General features: G+C 38.7%; 31 protein-coding genes, 1 tRNA gene and 1 pseudogene. 13 read left to right on the forward strand and 20 right to left on the reverse strand.

Annotated features, from left to right (window positions below):
• Positions 1–207: 207 nt before the first annotated feature.
• Together M2273_RS16090 and M2273_RS16095 are read left to right on the forward strand one after the other, a co-directional pair.
• On the forward strand, positions 208–918 hold the full coding sequence (locus tag M2273_RS16090; protein WP_429398592.1) for a hypothetical protein: 711 nt from the start codon (positions 208–210) through the stop codon (positions 916–918).
• An 84-nt stretch (positions 919–1002) separates the two neighbouring features.
• Positions 1003–1461: a hypothetical protein gene (locus M2273_RS16095; RefSeq protein WP_429398594.1), complete on the forward strand. Its 459-nt coding sequence runs from the start codon at positions 1003–1005 to the stop codon at positions 1459–1461.
• A 165-nt stretch (positions 1462–1626) separates the two neighbouring features.
• Here the strand turns inward: M2273_RS16095 and M2273_RS16100 are convergent, their stop codons facing one another.
• Together M2273_RS16100 and M2273_RS16105 are read right to left on the reverse strand one after the other, a co-directional pair.
• Entirely contained in the window at positions 1627–3429 is a 1803-nt protein-coding gene (locus tag M2273_RS16100) for a DNA polymerase III subunit gamma/tau (RefSeq protein ID WP_429398596.1), read from the reverse strand.
• Positions 3430–3505: 76 nt separating this feature from the next.
• A complete protein-coding gene (locus tag M2273_RS16105) occupies positions 3506–3721 on the reverse strand; it encodes a hypothetical protein (RefSeq protein ID WP_429398598.1) in 216 nt (71 codons plus the stop codon).
• Between the two features lie 158 nt (positions 3722–3879).
• Between M2273_RS16105 and rpsF the strand changes: the two genes are divergently transcribed.
• The 4 genes from rpsF to mtgA all read left to right on the forward strand — a co-directional run bounded on the left by rpsF (position 3880) and on the right by mtgA (position 5839).
• Positions 3880–4245, forward strand: a complete 366-nt coding sequence (gene rpsF / locus M2273_RS16110) for a 30S ribosomal protein S6 (protein WP_429398600.1) — start codon at positions 3880–3882, stop codon at positions 4243–4245.
• A complete protein-coding gene (gene rpsR, locus M2273_RS16115) occupies positions 4245–4508 on the forward strand; it encodes a 30S ribosomal protein S18 (RefSeq protein WP_022833472.1) in 264 nt (87 codons plus the stop codon). The genes rpsF and rpsR overlap by 1 nt, the downstream gene beginning before the upstream one ends.
• Positions 4509–4523: 15 nt before the next feature.
• A complete protein-coding gene (gene rplI, locus M2273_RS16120) occupies positions 4524–4967 on the forward strand; it encodes a 50S ribosomal protein L9 (RefSeq protein ID WP_429398602.1) in 444 nt (147 codons plus the stop codon).
• A 179-nt stretch (positions 4968–5146) separates the two neighbouring features.
• The gene (gene mtgA, locus M2273_RS16125; RefSeq protein ID WP_429398604.1) at positions 5147–5839 is read left to right on the forward strand and encodes a monofunctional biosynthetic peptidoglycan transglycosylase; all 693 of its coding nucleotides are present in this window, start codon (positions 5147–5149) and stop codon (positions 5837–5839) included.
• A 76-nt stretch (positions 5840–5915) separates the two neighbouring features.
• On the opposite strand, the gene M2273_RS16130 is transcribed toward mtgA, so the two are convergent.
• Positions 5916–6524 carry a YdeI/OmpD-associated family protein gene (locus M2273_RS16130; RefSeq protein ID WP_429398606.1) on the reverse strand — a complete coding sequence of 203 codons (609 nt, stop codon included), beginning with the start codon at positions 6522–6524 and terminating at the stop codon, positions 5916–5918.
• Between the two features lie 95 nt (positions 6525–6619).
• Between M2273_RS16130 and M2273_RS16135 the strand changes: the two genes are divergently transcribed.
• Together M2273_RS16135 and M2273_RS16140 are read left to right on the forward strand one after the other, a co-directional pair.
• Positions 6620–6979: an alpha/beta hydrolase-fold protein gene (locus tag M2273_RS16135; protein WP_429398608.1), complete on the forward strand. Its 360-nt coding sequence runs from the start codon at positions 6620–6622 to the stop codon at positions 6977–6979.
• Between the two features lie 23 nt (positions 6980–7002).
• A pseudogene (locus tag M2273_RS16140) lies at positions 7003–7707 on the forward strand (alpha/beta hydrolase); the annotation flags it as partial.
• A gap of 176 nt (positions 7708–7883) precedes the next feature.
• On the opposite strand, the gene M2273_RS16145 reads toward M2273_RS16140, so the two are convergent.
• The 3 genes from M2273_RS16145 to M2273_RS16155 all read right to left on the reverse strand — a co-directional run bounded on the left by M2273_RS16145 (position 7884) and on the right by M2273_RS16155 (position 9511).
• Positions 7884–8534 (reverse strand): hypothetical protein, encoded by a 651-nt coding sequence (locus M2273_RS16145; protein ID WP_429398610.1) that lies wholly within the window; start codon positions 8532–8534, stop codon positions 7884–7886.
• Positions 8535–8663: 129 nt separating this feature from the next.
• Complete coding sequence (locus M2273_RS16150) at positions 8664–8954, reverse strand: YciI family protein (RefSeq protein WP_429398612.1); 291 nt, start codon at positions 8952–8954, stop codon at positions 8664–8666.
• 74 nt (positions 8955–9028) lie between these two features.
• Positions 9029–9511, reverse strand: coding sequence for an ABC transporter ATPase (locus M2273_RS16155; protein ID WP_429398614.1), 483 nt, complete (start codon positions 9509–9511; stop codon positions 9029–9031).
• Between the two features lie 45 nt (positions 9512–9556).
• On the opposite strand from M2273_RS16155, the gene M2273_RS16160 reads away from it, so the two are divergent.
• On the forward strand, positions 9557–10042 hold the full coding sequence (locus M2273_RS16160) for a hypothetical protein (protein WP_429398616.1): 486 nt from the start codon (positions 9557–9559) through the stop codon (positions 10040–10042).
• Here M2273_RS16160 and M2273_RS16165 read toward each other — a convergent pair.
• Positions 10037–10840: a (Fe-S)-binding protein gene (locus M2273_RS16165; RefSeq protein WP_429398617.1), complete on the reverse strand. Its 804-nt coding sequence runs from the start codon at positions 10838–10840 to the stop codon at positions 10037–10039. The genes M2273_RS16160 and M2273_RS16165 overlap by 6 nt on opposite strands.
• Before the next feature lie 115 nt (positions 10841–10955).
• Positions 10956–12257 carry a 4Fe-4S dicluster domain-containing protein gene (locus tag M2273_RS16170; protein WP_429398619.1) on the reverse strand — a complete coding sequence of 434 codons (1302 nt, stop codon included), beginning with the start codon at positions 12255–12257 and terminating at the stop codon, positions 10956–10958.
• Positions 12258–12474: 217 nt separating this feature from the next.
• Between M2273_RS16170 and M2273_RS16175 the strand changes: the two genes are divergently transcribed.
• Positions 12475–12547, forward strand: a tRNA-Phe gene (locus tag M2273_RS16175).
• Positions 12548–13300: 753 nt separating this feature from the next.
• On the opposite strand, the gene M2273_RS16180 is transcribed toward M2273_RS16175, so the two are convergent.
• Positions 13301–13876: a hypothetical protein gene (locus M2273_RS16180; RefSeq protein ID WP_429398621.1), complete on the reverse strand. Its 576-nt coding sequence runs from the start codon at positions 13874–13876 to the stop codon at positions 13301–13303.
• Between the two features lie 299 nt (positions 13877–14175).
• Here M2273_RS16180 and M2273_RS16185 point away from each other — a divergent pair, with 299 nt between their 5' ends.
• Positions 14176–14889 carry a toll/interleukin-1 receptor domain-containing protein gene (locus M2273_RS16185; RefSeq protein ID WP_429398623.1) on the forward strand — a complete coding sequence of 238 codons (714 nt, stop codon included), beginning with the start codon at positions 14176–14178 and terminating at the stop codon, positions 14887–14889.
• 356 nt (positions 14890–15245) lie between these two features.
• On the opposite strand, the gene M2273_RS16190 is transcribed toward M2273_RS16185, so the two are convergent.
• Both M2273_RS16190 and M2273_RS16195 read right to left on the reverse strand, forming a co-directional pair.
• On the reverse strand, positions 15246–15800 hold the full coding sequence (locus tag M2273_RS16190; protein WP_429398625.1) for a hypothetical protein: 555 nt from the start codon (positions 15798–15800) through the stop codon (positions 15246–15248).
• Positions 15801–15841: 41 nt separating this feature from the next.
• Complete coding sequence (locus M2273_RS16195) at positions 15842–16174, reverse strand: hypothetical protein (protein ID WP_429398627.1); 333 nt, start codon at positions 16172–16174, stop codon at positions 15842–15844.
• Positions 16175–16469: 295 nt separating this feature from the next.
• Between M2273_RS16195 and M2273_RS16200 the strand changes: the two genes are divergently transcribed.
• Positions 16470–17576, forward strand: a complete 1107-nt coding sequence (locus tag M2273_RS16200; protein WP_429398629.1) for a S1/P1 nuclease — start codon at positions 16470–16472, stop codon at positions 17574–17576.
• 61 nt (positions 17577–17637) lie between these two features.
• Here the strand turns inward: M2273_RS16200 and M2273_RS16205 are convergent, their stop codons facing one another.
• The 9 genes from M2273_RS16205 to M2273_RS16245 all read right to left on the reverse strand — a co-directional run bounded on the left by M2273_RS16205 (position 17638) and on the right by M2273_RS16245 (position 23904).
• Positions 17638–18693 carry a hypothetical protein gene (locus M2273_RS16205; RefSeq protein ID WP_429398631.1) on the reverse strand — a complete coding sequence of 352 codons (1056 nt, stop codon included), beginning with the start codon at positions 18691–18693 and terminating at the stop codon, positions 17638–17640.
• Positions 18694–18789: 96 nt separating this feature from the next.
• Positions 18790–19074 carry a hypothetical protein gene (locus tag M2273_RS16210; RefSeq protein WP_429398633.1) on the reverse strand — a complete coding sequence of 95 codons (285 nt, stop codon included), beginning with the start codon at positions 19072–19074 and terminating at the stop codon, positions 18790–18792.
• A gap of 88 nt (positions 19075–19162) precedes the next feature.
• Complete coding sequence (locus M2273_RS16215; protein ID WP_429398635.1) at positions 19163–19666, reverse strand: DUF3997 domain-containing protein; 504 nt, start codon at positions 19664–19666, stop codon at positions 19163–19165.
• Positions 19667–19755: 89 nt separating this feature from the next.
• Positions 19756–20139, reverse strand: a complete 384-nt coding sequence (locus tag M2273_RS16220) for a hypothetical protein (RefSeq protein WP_429398637.1) — start codon at positions 20137–20139, stop codon at positions 19756–19758.
• Between the two features lie 125 nt (positions 20140–20264).
• Positions 20265–20786, reverse strand: a complete 522-nt coding sequence (locus M2273_RS16225; RefSeq protein WP_429398638.1) for a hypothetical protein — start codon at positions 20784–20786, stop codon at positions 20265–20267.
• A gap of 57 nt (positions 20787–20843) precedes the next feature.
• Complete coding sequence (locus tag M2273_RS16230; RefSeq protein WP_429398640.1) at positions 20844–21575, reverse strand: N-6 DNA methylase; 732 nt, start codon at positions 21573–21575, stop codon at positions 20844–20846.
• 199 nt (positions 21576–21774) lie between these two features.
• Positions 21775–22473, reverse strand: a complete 699-nt coding sequence (locus M2273_RS16235; RefSeq protein ID WP_429398642.1) for an FRG domain-containing protein — start codon at positions 22471–22473, stop codon at positions 21775–21777.
• 111 nt (positions 22474–22584) lie between these two features.
• Complete coding sequence (locus M2273_RS16240) at positions 22585–23280, reverse strand: DUF2971 domain-containing protein (protein WP_429398644.1); 696 nt, start codon at positions 23278–23280, stop codon at positions 22585–22587.
• A 90-nt stretch (positions 23281–23370) separates the two neighbouring features.
• A complete protein-coding gene (locus M2273_RS16245; RefSeq protein WP_429398646.1) occupies positions 23371–23904 on the reverse strand; it encodes a DUF4145 domain-containing protein in 534 nt (177 codons plus the stop codon).
• A 748-nt stretch (positions 23905–24652) separates the two neighbouring features.
• On the opposite strand from M2273_RS16245, the gene M2273_RS16250 reads away from it, so the two are divergent.
• Positions 24653–25426, forward strand: a complete 774-nt coding sequence (locus M2273_RS16250) for a hypothetical protein (protein ID WP_429398647.1) — start codon at positions 24653–24655, stop codon at positions 25424–25426.
• The last annotated feature ends 150 nt before the right edge of the window (positions 25427–25576 follow it).

Consider the following 25576-nt stretch of genomic DNA (forward strand, 5'->3'; position numbering starts at 1 on the left):
CTGATGTTGTTTTTTTATTTTAATGGCTTCAAATATATTAAATAGACTTTACCATTTCCATTAATAATACATGAAATTTATTGATTGTTGTACCTTTATCATTTATTACGGCAGATTTATTGTATTTGCGAAGTTTGATGCTATTTTTATAAAAATAAACGTTATATCAAAACAAACTGCTTAATTAGCGCTCTCTAATGCCTATTTATGATAAAACCTATCTTAAAAACAATCCTTATAGTTATATTATGTATAAGTACATTTTTAGCAAAAGCCCAAATAGGATATGATTATGCCCAGTATGATATTGGTTTTGGAGTAGGCTTAAACAGTCCTGTAAGTACTGATGTTTCAAACTCATTAAAAAAGACCCCTTCGGCTCATTTTAGTTTTAATTATAACCAAAGCCCGTTTCTTAATTATGTTTTTGAGGGGCAGTTTGGCAGGCTTAAAGCCGGCGATCAAAGCTCCGCATCAGGCAGGCAGTTCGAAAACCATTTTTCGGCCTTTGCATTAAAGGTGCAGTTACAAGCGGGCGAGCTTATTGATTACTCACAAAGCCCTGTGGCCAACGCGTTTAAAAACCTTTACCTTTCAAGCGGTGTAGGATATTTGGTTAATCATGTAGTATTAAAAACCCCCGACAAGCGAGTGCCAGAGGGCTCTACGTTACCTGGCGATAACAACAGCCAGATACCCTTTATTCCGGTTAGGATAGGTTATGAATTTAAAGTTTTTAATCAATACAATGAACCCAGCTTTAAAATTGACCTGGGTTATCAATACAACTTTGTAATGGATGATAACCTTGACGGATATAGTACGGGTGCACATAAGGATGTTTTTTCGCAGCTGACGTTGGGTGTAAAATTTGCCCTTGGCGGTGTAACATCATACAGAAAGCAAATACATTATTAATATCGCATTTAACCGGTTTTTAAATTGGTTTATTTGCTTTTTTTGGCAAGGTTTTTAAGGTATATTTATGTAAAATATACTCCTATGGACAATCAGAATATAACCCCCGAATTTGATGATGACGAAAACGATGAAGCATTAAATGATAATAGTGCTGACCGTGACAGAACATTAAAGGATGAATTAGGTGAAACTATTGATAAAGAGGATCTTAATTACAATCCAGATGATAACAGCTTTGAATATGATGTAAAAAGTGATGACCCGGATTATGATCATCCTGATCCATATGATACCTCAGTAAAAAACGGGAATGATATGAATTCAACTTATGATGAGGCCAACCCTTATGATACAGCAAATGAATATACCGAAAAAAGATCGCTCGAAACAGATGTAGACGACCTTGGCATGCATATTGACGATGGCGATATTGTAGAAGTTGACCCAACAGATGCTGCATTAGCACACACTCCTGAAGATGATCGTGATGATCTTGACGATGAAGGTTATCCAAAAAATGATACTGAATTTCTTAAATAGTTTTTAATGATGAGTAATCCCTGTGGTCTTCCTGAACTTGTTTCAGGATCTCTCAGGATAGTTAATGAAGTATAATAACTTAGCTTATGAGATGCCGAAACGAGTTCGGCATGACAAATATAACGAAACAAGGCAGGCTTTAACCTGCCTTGTTTCGCCTCTCATTCAATCAAAATCAAGATTAAAGCGGTTTCTTAAATCAACAAGCTGTGGGTTCCTGGCAGCCATGTGCTGAAACTTTTCCATAGCGGTGTAAGGTTTTCTGATCACTTCCTGCTCATCAACACGTGCATTTACCTCAATACTGAAATTATTTAGTTTACTGCGCAAAAAATTATGCATTTCAGGTCGCTCCTCCCTAAATAAGTTTTCCTGTACTTTATTCCCTACCAAAATCTCAAATTCATATGGCTTTAGCATACGCGGCGCGTTGGAAGTAAAGATCGTAACCAGATTTTTCTTACCCTCGGCCTTTACTTTTGCTGCAAAATCGCTCCAGTACCTTAAAAAACTATCCATGGTAAAATCCTCGTTTGCATCACCCTTTAAATAAGGGTCTTCCTCTTCTGCAATCTCTTCCTCGGTTTTACCGGTATCAGTAAGCGAAGGGGTTGATAATCCTAAACTTGGCTTAGGTATAAATACCGCGGGCTTTTCGGTAGCTGGTGCCACCGCTTTTACCTGAGTTGCCTGATTATTTTGAGGCTGGGGCGCTGTCTTATTATAAGTAAGCGGCGTATCACTTAATACAGGGACCTCATTACTGATCTTATTTTCCTGAACCGGAGCTGTTATTGCTGCGGTATCAGGTTTTTTTTTTAATGACCCGTCGGTAACGGGCGTTGCGGCAAGCGGTGAAGTTGCCATGTTAAATGCCGAGGGCAAATGGCACATCTTGAGCAACGCCAGCTCAACCTGCAATCGCTGGTTTTTACTCAGCTTGTAACTAATATCGCACTGGTTGGCAATATTCATGGCCGAAAGTAAAAAAGATACCGAGCCTGTTTGTGACTGCTGCAGGTATTTATTTTTTATGCCCTCGCTTACTTCCAGTAATTTTAAGGTCGACTGATCTTTACTTACCAGCAGGTTACGGAAATGCTCGCTCAAGCCGGCAATAAAATGGGCCCCGTCAAAACCACGGGCCAGTATCTCATCAAAAAACAACAGTACTTTAGCTGTATTTTCCTGAAGTAAACTATCGGTTATATTAAAATAATAGTCGTAATCAAGTATGTTCAGGTTATCAATTACCGATCGGTAGGTTACCTTACCGCCCGAAAAGCTAACGATCTGATCAAACATGGATAAAGCGTCCCTTAAACCACCATCAGCTTTCTGGGCTATAATGTGCAAGCCATCGGGCTCATAGCTTATGTTTTCTTTCCCGGCGATGGAAGCCAGGTGACCGGCCATATCATCAACCTTGATACGGTTAAAATCAAATATCTGGCAGCGCGAAAGTATGGTGGGCAATATTTTATGCTTCTCGGTAGTGGCCAGTATAAATATGGCGTAGTGTGGAGGTTCTTCCAGCGTTTTTAAAAAGGCGTTAAAAGCCGCCTGCGACAGCATGTGAACCTCATCTATAATATATACTTTATAACGCGCGGCTTGTGGTGGTATGCGTACCTGCTCAATCAGGCTGCGGATATCATCAACCGAGTTGTTTGATGCCGCGTCAAGTTCATGAACGTTAAATGAGTTGCCATTTTCAAAAGCTTTGCACGAAGCACATTCGCCACAGGCTTCGCCATTGGGCTGTAAATTTGTACAGTTAATGGTTTTTGCAAGTATGCGCGCGCAGGTGGTTTTGCCCACACCGCGGGGGCCGCAGAATAAAAATGCCTGCGCCAGCTGATTATTTTTAATAGCGTTTTTGAGCGTATTGGTTATATGTTGCTGACCAACAACGGTTTCAAAAGTAGCCGGGCGATATTTACGAGCCGAAACAATAAAATTATCCACAGCTACGAAGTTAACAAGAAAATGCTTTAAGTTAAAGTACCAATGAAACGATTATGTAATTAAAAACTACGTTGCTTTATTGCAGGTCATCATCAGGGAGATGATCATCATCTTCTGGACCGGGTATACCGGGAATAAATTCGGCGTCGAGCCTGTCGTCAAAATCTTCGTCATCTTCGTCGTTCCAATCCCCTTCTATCGGTCTATCGCCGCGGGGCGCAGACAGTACAACTGAATCCGATGTAAATAACTGAAATTTAGAACTTTCAATTTTGCAAGGTGTAATCAGCATAACAAAGTATCTGTTTAAATCCGGTAATTAGCAAAATAAGTATAATTCAGCTAAAAATACTGCTTTTTATCATTATAATTGATTTGATTAATCCAAATTTCTTCTTACATTTGCAGCCCCGTAATAGCGGGTAATTAATTAAAAATCAAAGTATAATAATGCAACAGTACGAAATCGTGATCGTTCTAACCCCGTTGTTATCAGAAGAAACAGCTAAAGAAGGCATTGCCAAATTTAGCAAGATCTTAACTGATGGCGGAGCCGAAATTGTCCAGGAGGATAATTGGGGTTTGAGAAAATTAGCGTACCCTATTCAAAAAAAGACTACAGGGTACTATCACTTAACTGAATTTAAGGCTCCAGGTGATTTAATTAACAAATTGGAGGTAGAGTTAAGGCGCGATGAGCGTGTTTTGCGTTTCCTGACCATTGCTTTGGATAAACATGCCATTGCTTACAATGACAAAAAACGCAGCGGTGCTTTTAACAAAAAACCAGCAGCTAAAGTGGAGGACGCAAACTAATGGCTAACGAACAAATTAAATACGTTACCGCTCCAAAAGTGGAGGATAACCGTAAAAAATACTGCCGTTTTAAAAAGAATGGTATTAAGTATATTGATTACAAAGACGCTAACTTTTTATTAAAGTTCATTAATGATCAGGGTAAAGTATTACCACGCCGTTTAACCGGTACTTCATTAAAATTTCAGCGTAAAGTGGCTCAGGCTGTTAAACGTGCCCGTCACATCGGTTTATTACCTTACGTTACAGATTCATTAAAATAATAGGAGATTTAAGAAATGGAAGTTATTTTAAAACAAGATGTAAAAAACCTGGGCGATAAAGACGATGTAGTAAACGTTAAACCAGGTTATGGCCGTAACTACCTTTTACCAAAAGGCTACGCCATATTAGCTACTGAAAGCGCTCGCAAAGTTTTAGCTGAAAACTTGAAACAAGCTCAGTTTAAACAAGAAAAGATCCGTAAGGATGCTGACGCGATAGCTGCCCGTTTAGAAGGTGTTAAACTTAACATTGGCGCTAAAGCCGGTGAAAGCGGTAAAATTTTCGGTGCCATCAACACTATTCAAATTGCTGATGCATTGAAAAAAGAAGGCTTTGAAGTTGACCGTCGTCGTATTACTTTTGATCAGGAGCCTAAGTTTGTTGGTGATTACATCGCAAACGTAAACCTGCACAAAGAAGTAAAAGTACAGGTTCCTTTCTCAGTAGTAGCTGAGTAATTTATATTTCGAAATTCGGATTTTTGATTTCGGATTTTGAATAAATTTTAGAATTTTTAAAAGGTGTTTCGCTAAAGCGAAACACCTTTTTTTATAGATAATTATTAGTTTTCGTGAAACGGACATCACCATCAAACAAAAAACCAAATCAGAGATCAAAAAACAGAGGTTCCCAATCAATGTTCGGCGGTATATTTAAACTGATCTTCAGGGCATTTAAACTCGCGTTTTTACTTTTTGTAGGCTTAAGCTTGCTGGGGGTGCTTTTTTACCGTTTTGTACGTCCTCCCTTTACCTGGCTCATGATTGAACGCGGTTTTCAGCAAAAGGCACGTGGTAAGGAATGGAAGATAGATAAACAATGGGTAAGTTTTGATGAGATATCTGATAACATGAAACGTGCCGCCGTAGCCGCTGAGGACCAAAGCTTTCTGGAACATCATGGTTTTGATTTCAGGGCAATTGAAAAGGCCATTGAAAAAAACGCGCACAGCAAAAAATTAATTGGCGGCAGTACCATATCGCAGCAGGTAGCTAAAAATGTTTTTTTATGGGAAGGGCGCTCCTTATTAAGAAAAGGGGTTGAAGCTTATTTTACCATACTAATAGAGGTTTTTTGGAGCAAGAAACGCATCATGGAGGTTTACCTGAATGAGATTGAAATGGGCGATGGTATTTATGGTATTGAAGCTGCCTCACAAGCCTATTTCCATAAACCGGCAGCTAAACTAACCAAACATGAAGCAGCAGCCATCGCGGTAATATTCCCAAGTCCGCTAAAATGGTCGGCCACCCACCCTACCCGGTATTTAAGGCACAGGCAATATTTGATCATGAAAAACATGAAAAGGCTGGGGCCATTGGATTTTTAGAAGCCCCCTACCCCCTGAAGGGGGAACAAAAGTTTATATACTCGCGATACTTCCCCTTTAGGGGATTGAGGGGTTTCTATTTATACTTCCACATCCTGGTTTTACCTTCAGATAGCCATTCAATAGCAGTATCTAATCGCTTTTGGCGGGTGGCATCGGTTTTGGCTTCTGTGAACCACTCTACGTACTCCTTTTTATTGGAATAGCTAAACCCATCAAACACTTCTTTAGCTTTCGGATAACCAGTTAATAGATCCGTAAAATAATCCGGGATAACCAATTCGGCTTTTGCGGCAGGGGCTTTTTTGGGGTGCGCTTTCACACCTTTTTCGTTCAATGCAATACACTGCAATATGTAATCAGTCAGTATTTCTTTTGAAGGCAAATCGGCAATGCTGGTAAGGCGGCCAAAACTCCCCATGGCAGGTTCTTCGGTATTGTTCAAAACAAGGTATGGATCTTTAATAAGTGATGATCTCCAGAAACCGAAAGCGCAGTGCTGCTTAAAGGCAGCCATATTACATATAGGGCCCTTATAGTCAAAAAAGGGCATTCCCCACTTTACTGTTTCCCCAACCAAGGGTGAAGCCTCGTGAACTACCTTCCTGATGTATTCCAGTATCGGTTTTGCAAATTCGGCAGACTTAGCAATATATGCGTCTGTCCGGCTATCGTATTGTCCCATACAATAAATTTATACATATTGTTTTCAATTACCAATATCCCTTAACATAATATTAACTTTTTAATTAGTTTTATAACAAGTTAAGCCACAACGACATGATATCATATTTATCAAAATTTACATTTGGTTTATTAGCTATTACAATACTTGGTACCATATCAGGATATTGTCAGGTTAAAAGCGTTTCGCCCAATCCATTTTGCGAAAAAGAGATAGTATCGTGGGATTATAGCTCAAAGGTTATTGGTGAAGATTATACCATATATATTCATTTCCCACCCGGATATGATACCACTAAAGCCAAGTATCCGGTATTGTATATGACCGATGGAGATTGGAACATGACTGTAGCCATGAATTGCTTTAATATGCTGCGACAGGATTATGAAACAACAGAACCGCTTATTGTTGGGATTGGCTATGGCTCCCGGCCCAATAAACGGGGAGAGATTTAAACCCAGGCACCGGTGGCCCTAAGTTTTTAGATTTCATTCAGCAGGAAGTGATGCCATTTATACAAAGCAAATACAGGGTAAGCGATAATAAAGCACTATATGGCTATTCGTTGGGCGGTATGTTTACCACCTATGTTTTATTTGAGCATCCAGATTTGTTCAATATGATCTTTATAGGTGCTCCCGGCAATGGTGGCAGTGAATTGATACCTGCAGCGCAAAAGTATTTTACTACCCATAAGGATCTTAATTGTAAAGTTTTTGCAGGCGTAGGCTCCTACGAACACATGGGAGTAAATAACATTGCACAGTTTAAAGCTTACATGGAAAAACAAAACTGCAAAAACCTTGAAATCGCTACAGCTGTTACCCCTAATGCCGGGCATGGGGCTGCACTGGCCCAGGTAATGCAAAATGCCATAGCATTTGCCTATTGCAAAAAACATAAACCTATTACCTTAGCGGCAGCAGATCTGGAAAAACACACAGGAAGTTATACTATTGCTGGTGATACCAAAAATAAATTCAAGTTATACGTAGATGATAAAATGCTTTATTTTAAACAAAATGAAGAGTCTCCCATTCAATTGGTTCCTTATACTAAGGATGGCTTTTTTATGTATGAAAGCGAGAGAGCAGACATATCATTTAAGGAAGAAGGCAGCAGGAAATATATACTTTTCGCTTTCCCTAACGAAAAGCCTACACGGTTGGATAAGACCAATTGATCAGTTAACTTCATCATTAGCTCATCCCTAACAGGCTTTTGTTCTAATCGCATATTTCAATAACAATTACTACCTTTTCTTTCAATCATAATGGAGAAAATATCGCTTCAATTGTTCCCTAATAGAATTTTAAAAAATAAATCAATAAACAGGCATTTCTGTTTGCCCTGGAAATATCAAAAATCAACAAGTTTATTCTTACTTCTTTGCTGAAAATATCTAATCCAAGCCACCGAAAGAGATACACTAGCACTAATTGGCAATATCATAAGTGGCATGTGTGTAAAGCAAAAACCAAGAATCACTAAAACTGTCAGCGTACATAAAATATATAATGTTTGCTTTCTCGCGAATATCGTTTCTAAGTGAACAATGTTAACTTTATTTTGAGCCTTATAGCTTTCTATAGCCGACTGAAAATCAGATAAAAATGTCTTTAGCAAATCATTGTTGCAGAAATTATTGTTAGCCCCTATTTTGAATTTAGTGCCATCTAAAAATCCCAAGGTAAACACAATCCCATTTTTTCCATCGTATATATAATAATACTTCAAATCACTAAAGGGAATATGGATTGTTTGATTCAACTCTATTGTCAAATCGGTCATAGAGAGCTTTGCAATTCCTATTCTTTTAATTCTATGCTTATTTAACAAAAAGAATGCTATCGCTAATCCTATCAGTGCTATTACCCCTATACCTGGCGATATGATGCCCGTAAATAAAATTCTAAAAGGAAATAAGCCTAAAACTATAATTGCAAATGATAATCCAAACAAAAGATAAACAAGGCCTTGTCTAGTATATTCGAAGGTATAATCTTTCATGCATTATAAAAAGCGAAGGTCGAAGTGTGGTAAGTATAATAAATTACTGCTGACTTTCAGAAAATCAAACAGTCCTTAAAATTATCAATTAAAGTAACAAAAATGTTTTTTAAATAAAATCTGGATGCATCAAAGCCCTAGAATACCTTTGAGTTCGGGACGATATTTAGAAGTTAAAAATTCTGTTACTGTGATCTCCGCCAATCCGTGTATGTGAAACGGATCTTCGGTAATGATTTTTTCTATCTCCTGTTTGGTAGCAGCCAAAGCCAGGATAATACCGCCAGTACGCGGCTCTTTACGTCCCCATATAACAAATATTCCTTTATCGTAATATTTTTCCAGGTGTTCAACGTGGGGAGCCATATATTTATCCACCTCCTCAAGCGGCACAATATAATTAAGATCGATGATGAACATAGTTTTAATTATTAAGCTATTACCGTTATTGTTTTCATAATTAATTGAATGAGCCAACTAATTATAATGATTTGTTAATTAACAAGATCCCTGAACAATTGTATATGCCAGCTGTTTTTAAATGGCACCTCCCATTTGCTTTCCAGTTCGGCTACATTTTGTACCATGTTGTTGTAAACAATGGTTTCGGTATTTATCTTTCCTTGCTTCAACAGATCCTCAAAAGCATGGCGGGGTAATGATTTTACCTCTTCTCCCTCACGATAGGCCAGGTTAAACCTATCGAACAGGTTAACATTAAAACGCTGCTCTATCTGCTTCATAAAATGAACTGATTTATCAATGGAACATCCGCTGGCACCAGCCTGACTTTCATCAACTATCAAAATAAAAAAACGGTTATATCTAATCTCGGCCCGGGCTTTTAACTGGTTGTTATGGGCTGTCCAGCCGATGGTAAAATTATCCAGTTCAGGCTGTATTTGCTGCACTTCCTGGTCTGATAGTTTTCTATCGGCCTGGTATATCCAAACTCTTGAGTGTTGAGAAAATTCCATTTACAAAAATATCAATTTATTAACTTCGGGTTACATTTTGTTGTCATGAAAAAAACACATCTGTCGCAAACAAAAAAAATGCTGTTAGTTGTCTGCATTTTGCTTGCAGGTTGGCTTAATTATAGCTTCAGGCCACAAACAGACGATCAGGAATGGCTGGATTGGAGTAACAAATGCCTTTCAGAATCGTACAACCCGCTGCCTGATGTTAAATTAAAAAAGTGGGAACTCACCCTTACAAACGATTATTTTTTACGGCTCCGAAAAACTTATCAACATGGTAAACAGGTGTATTACTCCTTTAATTTGCACCGCTTAAACGATGTAGGATACCAGGGCGACGACAAAGCAGGAACCCTGCAATTGAGCACCGCTGCCGATGATATCATTGTGCAAACTTATGAGGATCCGAAGGGGGATATCGACTCCATGTCGACCGTGCTTGACCTGCCCGTTAAGAACATGAGCACAGAGCGATTGGACAGCCTGAAAAGCGCGTTGAACTACTTTAAAACAAAAGCCGATTTATAACCCATTTGCCCTAACGGTGATCTCGGCAATATCCAGCACGCGTATCTCCTGCTCTTTATCCTGATGTTTTACGCCATCGGTAAGCATGGTCATACAAAATGGACAGGCAGCGGCCACAACCTGTGCTTTAGCTTCCAGAATATCCTCCATGCGCTCCATATTGATGTCTCTTTTACCTGGTTCAGGTTCCTTAAACATTTGGCCTCCACCTGCACCACAACACAAACCGTTTGATTTGCAGCGTTTCATTTCTACCAGTTCAGCATCCAAAATTTCGAGGGCAGCACGTGGCGCCTCATAAACATTATTGCCCCGGCCCAGGTAACAAGGATCATGAAAGGTGATCTTTTTCCCCTTAAAACTTTCACCACCCTCGGCCTTCAGCTTCCCTTCATCAATCAGTTGCTGAATGAGCTGGGAATGATGGATCACCTCATAATTGCCCCCCAAACCCGGGTACTCGTTTTTAATGGTATTAAAACAATGCGGACAACCGGTTACTATTTTTTTTATGTTGTAACCATCAAGCACCTGTATATTAGTCATGGCCAGCATCTGGAACAAAAACTCATTACCGGCACGCTTGGCAGGGTCGCCGGTACAGCTTTCCTCCGTGCCTAAAACCGCATAACTGATGCCTACATGCTGCAGGATCTTGCAAATATCACGGGTTATTTTCTGTGCTCGTTCGTCAAAACTACCTGCACAGCCCACCCAGAATAATATCTCCGGTTCTTTTCCCTGTGCGGCCATCTCGGCCATGGTAGGTACTTTTATTTCGGATATCGAGTTTTCCATATCAGATTTATTATTGGTAGATGGTCAATAATCCATAAACCATAGTTTCTTTTATTGTTTTATTATAATTGGTTATAAGCTATCATCTATGGACTATTGACCATCGACTACGGACTTAAGGCTTCTCCGCCCAATTAAATCTGTCTGCCTGGCTGTATTTCCATGGTGCGCCATTATTTTCTACATTTCCAAACATATTGTTCAGACTGGCGGGAGCCTGCGATTCTTCCATTACAATATAGCGGCGCATTTCGGTGATGATCTCCAGCGGATTAATATTTACCGGGCAGGCCTCTACACAGGCATTACATGTGGTGCAAGCCCAAAGTTCTTCGCGGGTAATGTAATTATCCAATAAGGTTTTACCATCGTCATGATCTTTGCCGTGCTTATCCAGGTTATTACCCACTTCGGTGATCCGGTCGCGGGTATCCATCATAATTTTACGGGGCGATAATAGCTTGCCGGTAATATTGGCCGGGCACACCGAAGTACACCTGCCGCACTCGGTACAGGTGTAGGCTTCCATCAGATTTTTCCAGGTAAGGTCTGTAACATCCTTAACCCCAAAACGTGCCGGTTCGCCCGTGTTTTCAGGTACAAAAGAAGGATCAAGCATAGCTTTTACCTCGTTGGTAACCGATGCCATGTTGGTAAACTTCCCTTTTTTATTCAAGTTGGAATAATACGTATTGGGGAAAGCCAGCAGGATATGAAAATGTTTTGAATAAGGCAGGTAATTTAAAAATGCCAAAATACCTATAATATGAAACCACCAGCATACCCGCTCAACAAGTACCAAGGCACCTGAACCATCAGGCAGCAAAGGGGCTATCAGTGAGCTTACCGGGAAGCTGCCGGCTTTAACGTAGTGACTAAAATGTAATAACTGTAATTTATAGTCGGCCGCGTTCATGGTTAAAAAGGCGGTCATCAGTAAAATTTCGGTAATAAGTATATAGTTGGCATCTGACCGTGGCCACTGTGTCATCTCGATACCACTAAAGCGTTTTAAACGCACAATATTACGTCTGCACAGGAAAACCACACAAGCAACAAGCACCAGCACAGCCAGCCCTTCAAAGCCACCTATCAGCAAACCATACAAACCACCAAGCGGATGAGAAAATATACGATGCGATCCAAAAATACCATCAATCATGATCTCGAGCACTTCCAGGTTAATGATCACAAAACCTATGTAGATAAAAAAATGCATAATGGCCGCTACCGGGCGTTTTACCATTTTGGTTTGCCCCAGGGCTATTTTTGCCATTACCTTCCAGCGTATGACCGGCTGATCAGAGCGGTCAGTATCTTTTCCCAACAATATGTTGCGCCTTATTTTACCTGCGTTTTTGGCGAACAAGTAAATAGCTGCCCCTAAAATGATAATAAATATAGCCTGTGCAATCATTATGCGTGCATAGTAAGTTTTTCAAAGTTAATTGAATTGTTGAAACAGAAAAATGTTTTGAGGCCGAAAAATCCTGTGGCAGCTAAGTAACTGATTAAGTGGACAATTGTTTAACTTTATAATTAATACCTTATTCAATCATGCTTTTTTGAAAACTTTTTTCAAAAAAAACTTTTCAAACATAAAAAAAAAGCTACATTTGCACTCCCCAAAAGGAGGTATCATAGCTCAGTCGGTAGAGCAAAGGACTGAAAATCCTTGTGTCGCTGGTTCGATCCCAGCTGATACCACAAACTCAAAGTCTCTTAGTCATACTAAGAGACTTTTTTATTGCCTAAAAGTGCCTTTCCAGCTTCTAAGTGCTGTTTCTTAAAATTTATTAATTACTCTCTGATCGGTTTTTGTTTACACAACTCTTAGTTTCTGTTTCGTATTATATGGTTTTAATTGACATTTGGCGCAGTTTTGGCGCAGTTTTAATACTAATTTGATAGCAATTTAAGGATTTGAGGCTTTGTTTCTTCATATTATGTGTTTAAGTGAATAAATAATTATGGTGGCCCAACAAGTGCAAGGATGAATTAAATGCAAGGAGGAACGGAATAAATGTAAGATGGTGAGTAGGGTAGTGTTTATGCCGGAAATTCCTTGCCTTGTATTCCAGACTCCCACTTAACTTTGCTGAATAATTATTTCCTCACTCTTCTTTTTAATATCAGCACATTTTATTTCAACTTCCTTATGTATTATACCTTCAGTTCTAAAAATGTGCGGAGCGTAGGCCTTGGCAAACCCCGTCGATTCTATGATAGGTTTCAGGTCACAAGTGCTTTTTCCTATTTTCTTAGAGTTTTTGTAAGTACCCTTATATAAGTAAGATTGTTAAAAAAATAGGAAAAAGGAAAGTGGTTGGTGATGGTTTAAATGATATGTCCATCTGTTTGCCTTAAAAGGTAAACTGTTGTTTAACTTGCAATTGACTATATCTATCAATTGCCTAACTACCTTTTAATAACCCAGCTCGAGCGTTAGTTTATAATAATTCAGTTCGCCCCTTTGCAATAACCAATATAGTACATTGATAGTTGTTGCTTGTTTGTATCGGATAAATTTTCAACTGGTTTAAAGTATCCATCTTGTAAAACTACCTTGGTGCCTAGTTTCGGGTTTTTATCTTTGTTATAAGCCATCACTATCGTATCTCCTGTTTTTTCCCATCGACCTGTATACCATTTACTATAAAAGAAGACACCGGTGGAATGAATTTCAAAACTATGATCTTGACGATACAGAATGTAAGATTGATTTTGTGTCCCTTCATAACAACCTCTTATTAAAACCTTGCTTTCAAACTGTTCTGTATCAGGGATGGGAAGTACAAGAGCTACTATATATATTAAGGTAGGTAGGCAAATCATAAAAGATAGGTTTCGCCTATTCTTAATGATTACAATAATACCTTTAACGATTGCAACTATAATTACAATAAAAAGAATTGGGATTAAAAGGGTAAGGATTAATGAGACTAATCCTTCCGTATACTTATCTATATAATGATAGCAGTTAAATAACACTACAAAAGCTATCGTCGTTATTATTGCTTTACTCCACTTTTGCATGCTTGTCAAGTCTTCGAGATCAAATATACGGGACTTTAGTTAATCCTATGCTTTGTACGCTTCAGAAGCACCAGCCCTAACTTTGCCTAATAATTCATTCCTTACTCTCATACCTAACTCAGAAACATGAAGATTCTTTATTTTATACTGGTACCGTAATTCTTAAGTTGAGTACAGTCTGTTATCAACAGAAGCTCCTGTAATGTGCAGAACTTCATCAGAGTTTTATATTAACATTATGTAATTTGCCGTGGAATTAGTCCAACAAAACCTAATTGTCTAAGTAAAATCTAAAAAATATGGCAAGATGTACAGCGCCAACATATGGACACCGCACTGCGAGTGGAGCAGCAGCATGTCCCGCATGTGGTAGTCGTTATAGCAGTAGTTACCGTTCGAACTCGTCTTATGATTCTTATCCATCTTACTCCTCGTCAGGAAGCTCCTCAGGCCGTCAAAGTAGCGGAGGCAGTTCTGGAAGAAGTAGGAAACCGCGTTGGTCGCGACCTGGTTCTTCTATCCTTTACACCGATGCCGAGGTTCGTTCTTTAACACCAATACGAGAAAATGTAGAGAAGCGGTCAAATCAACCTGATCTGCGTGACATCTTCCTATGTCATGCATGGGATGACCGGCAGGGTGCAGCTAAAGAGCTTCACGATTTATTAGAGTCCAATGGTGTTCGTGTTTGGTTTAGTGAGAAAGATGTCGGTCTTGGCGTTCCATTACTCCGTGCCATAGACAAGGGTTTGGCGAACTCTAAGGTAGGAATTGTGCTGGTAACTCCTGCGTTACTGCGTCGTCTCCCAAACGAGGGCATCGCTGACAAAGAACTTTCCGCGCTACTCGCGGGCGATCGGCTCATTCCGGTTGTGCATGGAACGACATATGAAGCGCTACGTGACGTCAGCCCCTTACTCGCCTCACGAAGCGGTCTCAGTACCGCTGAGGAAACAATGAAAGAAGTGGCTGCTAAGTTAGCTGAATTGGTCATTGTTGAACCGTGTTATTAACGATTATTAAGCCACCTGTCACTACGGTCAATTCAAGATTAATAAGATTTTATCTTTTATAGGAGGTGAGAAAGCTCCGAATTGAAGTTAGCTAATTGGTTTTATTAAGGTTAGAGTTACGACACCTTTTACTAAAAAGGGGTATTATACCCCCTTGTCAACTAAAGTGTAGTAGATTTATGAGATTGAATAAAAGGATGTTTTGGGAAATGGTAAAAGTATGTTCCAACCTTATTGCCTTAAAAGTTAAACTTCTCGAATAGATAGATAAGTGATGAGGAGTGTTATTAGCTCTAATTACCTTTTAACAAAGAAGTTCGAAAAGTCACTCTGTCATTATACTTTGAAGGATTGCCTTATTTAATACTTTGAGAATACTTAAGCTTCCAGCTACTTCCATCGGAAAATGATACTTCAATTGGCCAAGCTAGCTCAATCTTTTTTGCATCTCTACTCAATACATCCCAAGTTGAACCTTCAGATCTCCCTGGCTTTAATACGTCATCGGTAAAGCCGGCACCAAATCCAGCAGCAAATGAATTACCAAGATCGGCAGGCTCATTAAAGGCATTAACACCGTACCAATTAAACTTAATAGCAGCAATAGTTTTCTTCGAAACATTTCTATACTTTAAATAGACGTTTCTAAACGTAGAATACTCCTGCTTTACAATTCTTGCGCTTAAAACCTTAACTGGTGCTTTATATAGTCCTACGGTATCAAACAACGCTTTCTTAATGCTGGAATTTACCATTTTCTTTACATGCTCATCTGAACTTTCACCGTACTTAGCTCTTGAAAAGCTATCCAGCTCCATCTTCTTTTGAAGCTCCGATTTAGGCTTCGTTTGCTCGCAGGATGTTATGGTTAATAGTAAACAAGCTGTAATGCCTGACAATATTTTTTTCATGAGAATAAGTCTGTTGTTGTATTGAATTGCCAATATCTACGCTATAAATCAATATGAACATCATAGGTTTTGCCTTCCTCGCCTTCTACATTTGCGTTCCCATCTTCGTCAATGTCGGCAGCAGTAATGTGATCCTCATCTAAGTACCCATCGTTAGGAAAGTTAATTTGCACTACTTGCCCATCACTTACTTCGACACTTAGTGTGTAAGTCGCAGAATAACCCGTATTTGGATTAGTATAATCAACTGTGGAACTATAGCTTCCGTCTTCGATTACAGTGCCATCTTCTTTCTGCCCATCATTTTCATCATGTAAGCATGATGAAAGGGCAATACAGAAAACGCTAACTAACAGTATTCGTAAAGTTTTCATAAACCGTTTAAAAAACTATTTCTTACAAACACCACATGTTAATCCATCTTTTGCACAACGCTTACAATACTTGCAACTTTTACAGGCTTTGCATGGGTTAGCACCAACACAGGTTGCGGCTTTAGTAGTAGATGTTCTTGTTATAGGTTTGATGTTGCTTGCGCTTACCAGCGTACCGGCAGCGAGCAACATTAAAAGAAGAGTCCTTTTCATGATGATTTAGGTTTGGTATAGTAAACTTAGTTAATTAAATCTATAAACTTTACGAATCAATCATTAATCTTATTTTAGCAAGGTGAAAAAGTATCTCTACCTACCAATTACATTAATCATTGTTGTGGCACTCATTTCATGGGGATTCAAAGGACATAGAGCCGTTGCAACCATAGCAGAAAAGCATTTAACTACTAATACAGCAAAAGTTGTAGCCACTTACTTAAAAGGTGAAAGGATGGCCGATGTGAGCACCTGGGCGGATGAACACAAGAATCCCACAACGGGTAAATGGCACTTTCTGAATCTGCCTTTAGGATTAAGCCATCAGCAATTCGTTGACTTCGTTAGCCAGCAAAGCAATGATAATGTTTACGCGGCCATCCTTAAAGAGGAAGCTATTCTAAAAGATAAAACTTCAACACCCCAACAAAAGAATAGTGCGTTGAAATATCTTATTCACCTGGTGGGTGACGCTCACCAGCCGATGCACGTTTCTCGCAAGGAGGATAAAGGAGGTAATACCATTCAAGTGCGCTTCGACAATAAAGGAACTAACCTGCACAGTCTTTGGGATAGCAAGCTAATAGACCACGAAGGCTTAGGTGAAGATGAAATTACCAAACAATATGATTGGGCCAATGCAACACAGATTAGGAAATGGCAAGCTGATAGTCCGATAGAATGGTTATGGGAAAGCTATCAGATCAGCAGCGTACTGTATGAGGATATTAAACAAGGCCAAACAATTGATGAAGCTTATTATAAAAAGTATATTCAGACTATCCACTTACGAATTGATCAAGCCGGTATTCGATTGGCAGGTGAATTAAATCGTTTGTTTAAAGATGTTCAATTAAATCGTGAGTCAATTGCTGTGCCGACAAACGCTACCCTACCAGAGGTAACTGTTAAGGCGGAACTAAAAGATATTGTAACATACGTAGGTTATAAAGTGAGTGTTGAAGGGAAAGTTTATGGTTTAAAAGATATTGGAAGTATGGTATTGGTAAACTTGGGTGCAGCCTATCCTAATCAATTGCTAACTATTGCTTTAAAAGGTAACGCTAAACAATTGGCTTCACAGCTGGAAGGTAAGACAGTGACTGTTCAAGGTGCTGTAATCGATTATAAAGGCAAGCCGGAGATTGTGGTTACTGATCCCAAATTAATAGTGATTCAAAAGTAATACAGCGCTAAGCATATAATGAAGACGAACGCCAAGCTGATTAAGCCTGGCGTTTTACTTTCTATTCCAATACTTCATAGTTAGATGCCCGCGCTAAGCTTTGATAGTTAACATATTGCTCATAGAAATGCTTCGCTTTATTGTGATCACTTACGTAATAGAGTTCATTAATCCCCGACGGGCTTTTAATATGAAGAGAGCCATACAATACTATAGGAATTGTATAATTACCAACGAAACGTCTGTCGGGCGATCCATCTTTGTTTACCCTATACCAAGTTTCGCCAACTACACTTAGGTCATTAACAATATCGTTTTTCTGTTCAAGGAATTGCTGATCCTTATATTCTATGTAGAGGTCAGCATAATCGATAATGGCTACCTCGTCTTTACCTTTGAAATAAACAATGAACATCGGATAAAAGTAGAAGTCGCCACCATTAAAGTTCTCTACATGTAACGTCTTTTCAGTGGTTGAAAGTATCTCTAAGCCTCCCAAATGGAATCTAACCTCGTGCCGATCTATTGAAGTACCTGCCGCAGCCTTTGTGTCCAAATTCATTTGTGCTGTGGTGACATCCCAAATCTTTATCGATGATTTAAGAGTAGTGAATGCACTTACTAAATCGGAATAGGCATTGCTTAATATCGAGTTTTCATATCGGTATCTAAGGTCGATAAAGGAATTCATCTTTGACTCTTTAAGAGAGTCGACCGTACTTGAAAGCTCCTTTAGCAAATCCGAGTCGGCTGCTATTTTCTTCTTATATAAAAAACTGAATAATGATGACTTTAGCTTATCAAGGGCGGCGGTGTTGGCACTCAATTGATTGGAAAGATGATGCAATTCCGATGTCAACTCCTTCCTTTGATAATGGATACTTATTACTCGCTCTTTAAAGCTTCCGAAATTAAAAGAACTTAAACGTTCCGTGTTGAAATGACTTTTAATGTCCCCATATTCTTGGCTCTTGGGAAATAGCTTGTTCAAAACTCCCTTAGCATATTGCTCTCCAAACACTTTAGCATTTGCCTCATTAAAGTTAGCACTTGTATTACTGATACCACTTTTAACTTGCAGGATTAATTTATTAGACAATGGTGGTTCTAAGTTCATGATTGTGTGTGTGATAAGGTTCAAGCCCTGAATGTCGCAAAACTCTGTTATAGTTGCAAGAATTAAGCAATGTTTCTGTAGTGAACCGGCACACTTTTACGCCATTGATTGCCAATATATGCGTTTGTATTCGTGCTGCGCTTGATCTTTTGCATCTTCAATGGTTTCGTGCCAAGTATCGGTTATGGTTTCCCACATTTTATTACAATAAAATAAATAGTATCCGCTATCTCCTTCATATTGGCAAATAGCTACACCATGAAACCATTCGATTAACTGGTTACCTACAACATGGGTAGTGCTGCCTGTAGCAATTATATCACCAACGATAGCATAAAGGATTACCTTAGCACTACCGATTATATGCGGTACTTTGTTCATTGTATTTAATTACAATGCTAATATAGCTTCAATAGCTTCAAACAAATTGCCTTGAACATAATTAATTGGTTGCGAGGGCTCTCACTTCTCATGGCTTCTCGGGATATGTCAAATCATAAGTTATTTCATTTAAATGAAGTTCGTGGCTTAGATTGGCGAATTGACTAGCGTCCATAGGGCCATACATCCCTTTTTCGCCTTGTCCTGGTTCAAGTTTGAGATCTATAAGGTAATAGTTAGTTTGAGTTGTGTTGATGGTTTCGTCGGGAAATTTGCCGTTCAATGGGTGCTGTTTCGCAACAATAAATCGGTTATTGTGGCCAACCGCGTAGATGTAAGCAGGAATAATTTCTATTTCACTGTCGTTGCTATCTCTCTTTCCCAGATATCTGCTAGAGTGAACGTCAATCCAGCCTGTATAATAGGGTCCTACAATATGATCGCCACCACTATCGAATAAACCAAAGCATCCAGATAGTAGAACTGCGCAGGGTATCATGATAAATTTAAAGAGTCGAATCATAAGCAATAAGGCTACCAGTAAAGCTAATTTAAAGGGGCTTAATAAGCAAATTTTTAAAAGAGCCTGCAACTTTTATAGGAGATACGTAAATGTTGGATTGATAGAAAATGTGTTTAGGTGCTTTCCGACCTATTCCTTTAAAAGGTAACTGAATCAGATCACCTTAATAATCTTACGGCAGCTTGTAGCCATTGCCATCCCACACCCTGAATTAATGCCATGAACTTATCAACTATACTCTCCGCTTTATACTCTGCTACGAAGGGTTTTCTATCGAGCTGTTTATAATATGTAAACAGAAATGCATCAGTTGCTTGGTTAAATTCTAAGTGTAATGTATCCCTAAATGGTTCGATAGGGTTGTGAACGCTAATAATTAGACGTAATGAGTCGGTAAATGCAAATAACCGTTCACCAATTGGATTCTCTTTTAGATAAAGCACGAACTCTAACATTGGCATTTGATCATCCCCTTCATGGATTCTATCAGTATAAAATCCAATTATTTCATTCCATGAATGAACGTTTGTTGATGTTTTCATATAAGTTACATAAAAGTATAAAGATTACTTGAGTTCTTAATTAAATAGCGTTCGTAGACCGCATAGCTGTATTTAATACAAGCTACTTCTAAATAAATAGTTGGATGCAGCTTGGCAGGCTTTGGCTACTCTGTTTCAAGCTTTAGAATAATGTTTCTAAAGTCGGTATGATAGTACCCTATCCTCACATAGAGGTTTGCTTTGACTGCTCCGCCATCTAATGATGTCATATGATAGCCGCCTATCCCTTCTTCAAACTTAGAATAGCCAAATGGAACGCCATTCACGTAAAAGTATTCGTTACCATGACCGTTTCCGGGCATCGGATGAAAATCAGTAACTGCGCCTTCAACAAATAGTAGCTGTTTACTATTATAGATGTCTTTATCATGTTGATAAAGGTTTATTGTCGATATGTTAGAGAATAAAAAGAATAAAATATAAACTGTTTCAGCTAATATAATAGGGATAAAGATGTTTGTTTTGCCTCCTCCTCTCATAGTAACAACTAAATTCTTCCCTATTCCACGGTAGATAGCAAAAGTGGCATATATAAGTAATGCAAAAGCTAAACAAACAATGATTAGAGTTAATGTACTAATCGGGCGATCATCTATAGTATTATAAACGGAGTGTAAACGATGCATTTATCAATTATTTACCAACTCAAATATAAGTTTCAAAAGTCAATTAAAGCGCATGGCTCAAAACAAACTTCCTTGAACACCATTGATAGGTTGAGCTGCACGAATTGGTTTGAATGGTTTATCAAACTTTGACTTAACTTCATTACCTTTTAAATCATGTAGCCAGATGCAGCTTTGTTCTGCTTCTATAAAATCTGTATAGAAAGAGTAATAATGCATTCCAATAAGTACAGTTCCAGTTTTGAAGCCTCTGTAAAAGTCATTGCTTAAAGTGTTCATGTGGGCTATTTCACCTTTTAAAGAATTAAGCAGCATGTTAACCAGCGACATTTTGCAACAAGTTATATCAAGGTCTGCGCCAAATAGTAACATGTGCCTGTTGATCTTTGCAGCAGCTAATAACATTCTTCCAGAGCCACAAGTTGGGTCACAAACTGTTTGTCCTGGGTGTGAATTTTCACCAATGTTCATTATTGCCATCATTTCGCATATTGGTGTTGGTGTAAAATACTGCCCATTGTGACCATTTGAAATTGCTTGCATATAAAGTTCACCAAGTGGATCGGAAAAGCCTTCTGAGAGGTCGCCAATGATTGTGATGAGCTTTACCAGTTGATCAACTTTAAGATGCGATTGGTAAGTTTCAAGTGCAGCATTTTGCAGCTCTGCATTGTCCCATTTCTTAAAAGGTAACACCGTCCAATCAAGAAGTTCAGAAAAAGCGGTGTGTAAGGATTGTCCGTAAGCAAATCGTTCAAATGCAGTTAGCAGGTGTTTAATCTCTGTCATATCAGTAAGTTTTATGTCGAGTGAATTCTCGAACGAACGAACTGCTGAACAGAAGCACTAAGGCAAGGTGGAGAGCTAAGAAAATGCGGAAGGCTTCCATGCAATGGAATGCCCATTTTCGTGATACTACCTTGAAGTGAAACGACTATGTGCTGGTGTATCAGCTAACTTTGTGGAGAGGATAGGCTCAATTAAGTCTTTAGCCTTTAAGATCGTCTATTTTACGTTCCAATACAAAGCGATTTAATTGTTTTGAAAGCGCATCTAAATCGTGATATATAGAGTATTCGTTTAAGGAATACAACTCCAAAACCTTACGTAACGTACCGATGGCCGTATGTTTGATAACTAATTTTATAAAGCTTGCTTTGGTAAGAATTTCATTCAGGGGTTTGTTTGGTTGATGAGATACGGTTAATACTCCACGCTGATTGATTACTCTTGCAGAGAGTCCTTTTGGAAAGAAAATACCGCTCTTATCTATATCAAACGGACTCCTCCCTTCAGTCAAATAAGTGAAATTCCCCCAATTCATTATGTATACACATGCATCAGTTTCTTTAATCGGATATTCAATAGCAAAATATAAAGCGACCAGGGGGTTCCTTGTCCAATCAAGAAGCCTTGTTGCCAGTCCATGATGTTGAGCTAGTGTAAGCCAATCCCAATCATCTATCGGTTGTATTGTGAGATGATGTTGGCTATATCTTTTCCATGCGCTTAGAATCGTTTGCTCTGTCATTGTTTGTGAAAAGCAAGCTGCATAATCTGACCGCCCCACTTTTGGTAACAACTGCCAATTAGCATCTGCATGTCCTCGAAACAAGTATTTCGTTTCATTATGAGCCAGCACGAGAGAGTGGAACTCTTCAAAACTAGTTATTGTGTACTCATCCATGTGATTGTTTTTATAATTTAAACACTCATTCAAGTAGCCGTATTACAGTAGTGAGCCTTAGCCCCTGAATACTTAAAGACGTGGGGCTTCCTAATCCATATATATATGGGACTAATGCCTTATTTGAAGATTACTTCGTTCTACAGTCGCTTTGGGATTATATTTTTTTATGAGAGCCTCAACAATCAGCCTATGAGAATCTAATTGTTTAGGGCCTAGTAATATTACCATTTGTTCAAAGGCGTTGACCCTAATAGGGATATCAATGTATTTTGAACTTATTACACTATCTGTTTTAAACTTACCTCCATCGATCTGCTTAAACCCACCTCGTGGATGGATAACGATCACATATCTCTGTTCTGATTGGAATTCCCATGCTTTGTGTTTGTACCTACCAACTTTCGCAGACCAAATAGTTTGATGTTTCTCATCTCTTAATTCAACCAATTTTGGCTTCAACAGATTTATATCGTTTGTATATTCTACTTCTACAAGATAATGTTCTCCACGTTGAAAAATATATCCTTCGTCATAATGTATTTTGTTTACAATCGTACTTCCATCGAAGGGGGTATCACTAATGATCTCATTTGGCAAGGCGTTAAATGAGTAGTGATTAAATGGATACTTTGGAAGGGCAATCCTCACACCAGACATGTCTTTAGCATACATGTTCCAGATCGGAATGCTCTCTTGCTCAACGTTCGTCCAGCAACTTACAAATGTAAATTGCTGATAATTATCTACGTCATCAACAAGCCCCTCGTTCAAATCATCAACCTTATCCAAGGCTGTAAATCTCAAATTCTTACTGCTTAGAATCAAGGCGAGATTCTCTATTGAGGTATAGTGATATAGGTATTCCATATAAATGTTACTTCTGTCATCTTTCCTTTAATTTGTTGAGGGTCGGTTATCCCGTTTATCAATAGCTGCTTTGGCCGATTCCGGTACTTGTATATTATAGAACTCCTCAATCTGTTTTGGTTGTGTTATGAGCATGTCAACAATGATATTGATAAATCCGAACAATTTATACGCTGTTTCTCGATCATCGATTAAGTCAATTTGGCCCGGATGAACAGCGTTGTTGCCAATAACTCTGACACTGTCTAAAACTTGCTGCATCCGAACGGGAAGGCCTTTAGACACCAAGTTCTTTATATCGGTATTAATATTCTCACCCTTTTCACCCAAGTGCTTACATAGTTTCTGGACACATAAACGAAGCAATGCTACAGCACCTCTTGGGGATAATTCTATGATATTTCTAGCCTCTTCATAATCTTGTATAACTTCTTGGGGCATATCTGAATTAGGCAGTGGTGCACTTCCAGTGGTTGGATAAACCATGTATTTCTTTAGCCAAATACTGTATTTACTACAGTGCGAGCAATATGCCAAAAACATATTTTCGACAACCTCCATACTATTAAAGGGTGTTCTCCAAGTTTGTTTTGCATAAACCCCACATAATGGACAATTACAGGCTGGTGAATTAAAGGTTATAGGCGTATGTTTCATTATACGAATATATCATATTCTCTGAAATTCTGCGAGCCGCCTGCGAATAGAGGAGAAGATCTTTGTAGAGGTAACACGAAGTGCGACTACAAAGAATGCGTCACACAAAAAACTGGCGTTGCGTTTGACTTCTGAGGGCTTTGCTTTGGCTTTTCAAACGCCATGACAGTTGTGAAGTCTTCGACGAGGCGCAGGTGAGCAAAAATTATGTAAAGCGCCTGACTTAACAATGAATGAGCATAGCGAATGGATTGATAAGGCCAGAGAGAGCTTTCATGTAGCAATGACTTTGCTTAAGTCAAATTAGATGACAGATCGCAATAGCTGGCTAATGCCTGCACATTTTATAAGCGGGTGGTATATGTGTATAGGAATTGAAATAAAAAAGTGCAGGCATAGTGTGATGGCCTGCGGTGAAGTTTAATGTGTGCGTAGCACTTATTAAACGGAACAACATCTGGCGACTGATTTGAAAAGCTTAAGAATTGCGTAATACCGATCTTCCTGGTGTGTGAGAGGCCGTCTGCGCCCAGTCATAAGCATAGCTATCCTTACCTCATCTAAGCAACCAAAATGAGGGAAAGGATAGTGTGGGCTTATGAAATTCTGTTTGTCAATCAAAATGTTATACCCTTTAAGTATACTTGTTAATATGAACCTAATCACTTCTACCTTAAACGCACAAGCGCAGGCTTCGAGTGCAGCGACAGCGCTAAACCTCAAATACGATGATTATTACCTTTACCTTATAGATTTCCTCAGGGAAAAGAACGCTTTTCATCGAAACATATCGTTCCCTTTACTAATCAAGCCCTTCCCGGAATATTTTGAGTCAACGACTAAACTAATGATTTTTGGTAAAGAAACCTTCTCTTGGCCTATAGGTGAAGGTCTTCCCTGTTTGAGGGATGGAATACTAAATCAGACAATAGTTGAAAGCCTGCTTAGAAAGTATGAAAACTTCAAGCTTGGAAAGGGCAGACAATCACCATTTTGGCAGTTTTGCCGTAAGCTAAATCACAAATTCAATAAATCTGACAAGGCCTTTATTTGGAACAATATCAGCAAGGTAGACGAAAACAAGACAACTCCGAAATGGGATATCTTGAAGGGGTTAAGTGCCACTAACTGTTCATCAATTATAAATGATGAAGTTGCGATTTTAAAGCCAGATGTAGTTGTATTTGTAACTGGAAGCATACCCGAATCACATCTTAACAACGTATTTAAAGGGATGGAACTTATTGTGATAAACGATGTGTTATTTAGAGTGAAGCATCCTTTGTTACCCTACCATTCATATAAAACCCAACATCCTAAAAACTTAAGACTAAAAGGTAAATTTGATGATGTTATCAATTTCATTCATTCCGAAGTGACCAAAGGTGTAGAAGCAAATGTGGATTCTTTGTTTATCAATACTTAGTTCATGGAAACCAAAAGGCAGGGCGCCTGTTGTATGCAACCTAAATGGGGGAAGTAAGTATAGGCTTATGTCAATTAACTAATAGATTTAATGGATCAACACTCTAAGTACAATAAATTGTCATCTAATTGTAATTATGTGTTTCATTCC

It is taken from the genome of Mucilaginibacter lappiensis (assembly GCF_050433765.1).
Lineage (GTDB): Bacteria > Bacteroidota > Bacteroidia > Sphingobacteriales > Sphingobacteriaceae > Mucilaginibacter > Mucilaginibacter lappiensis_A.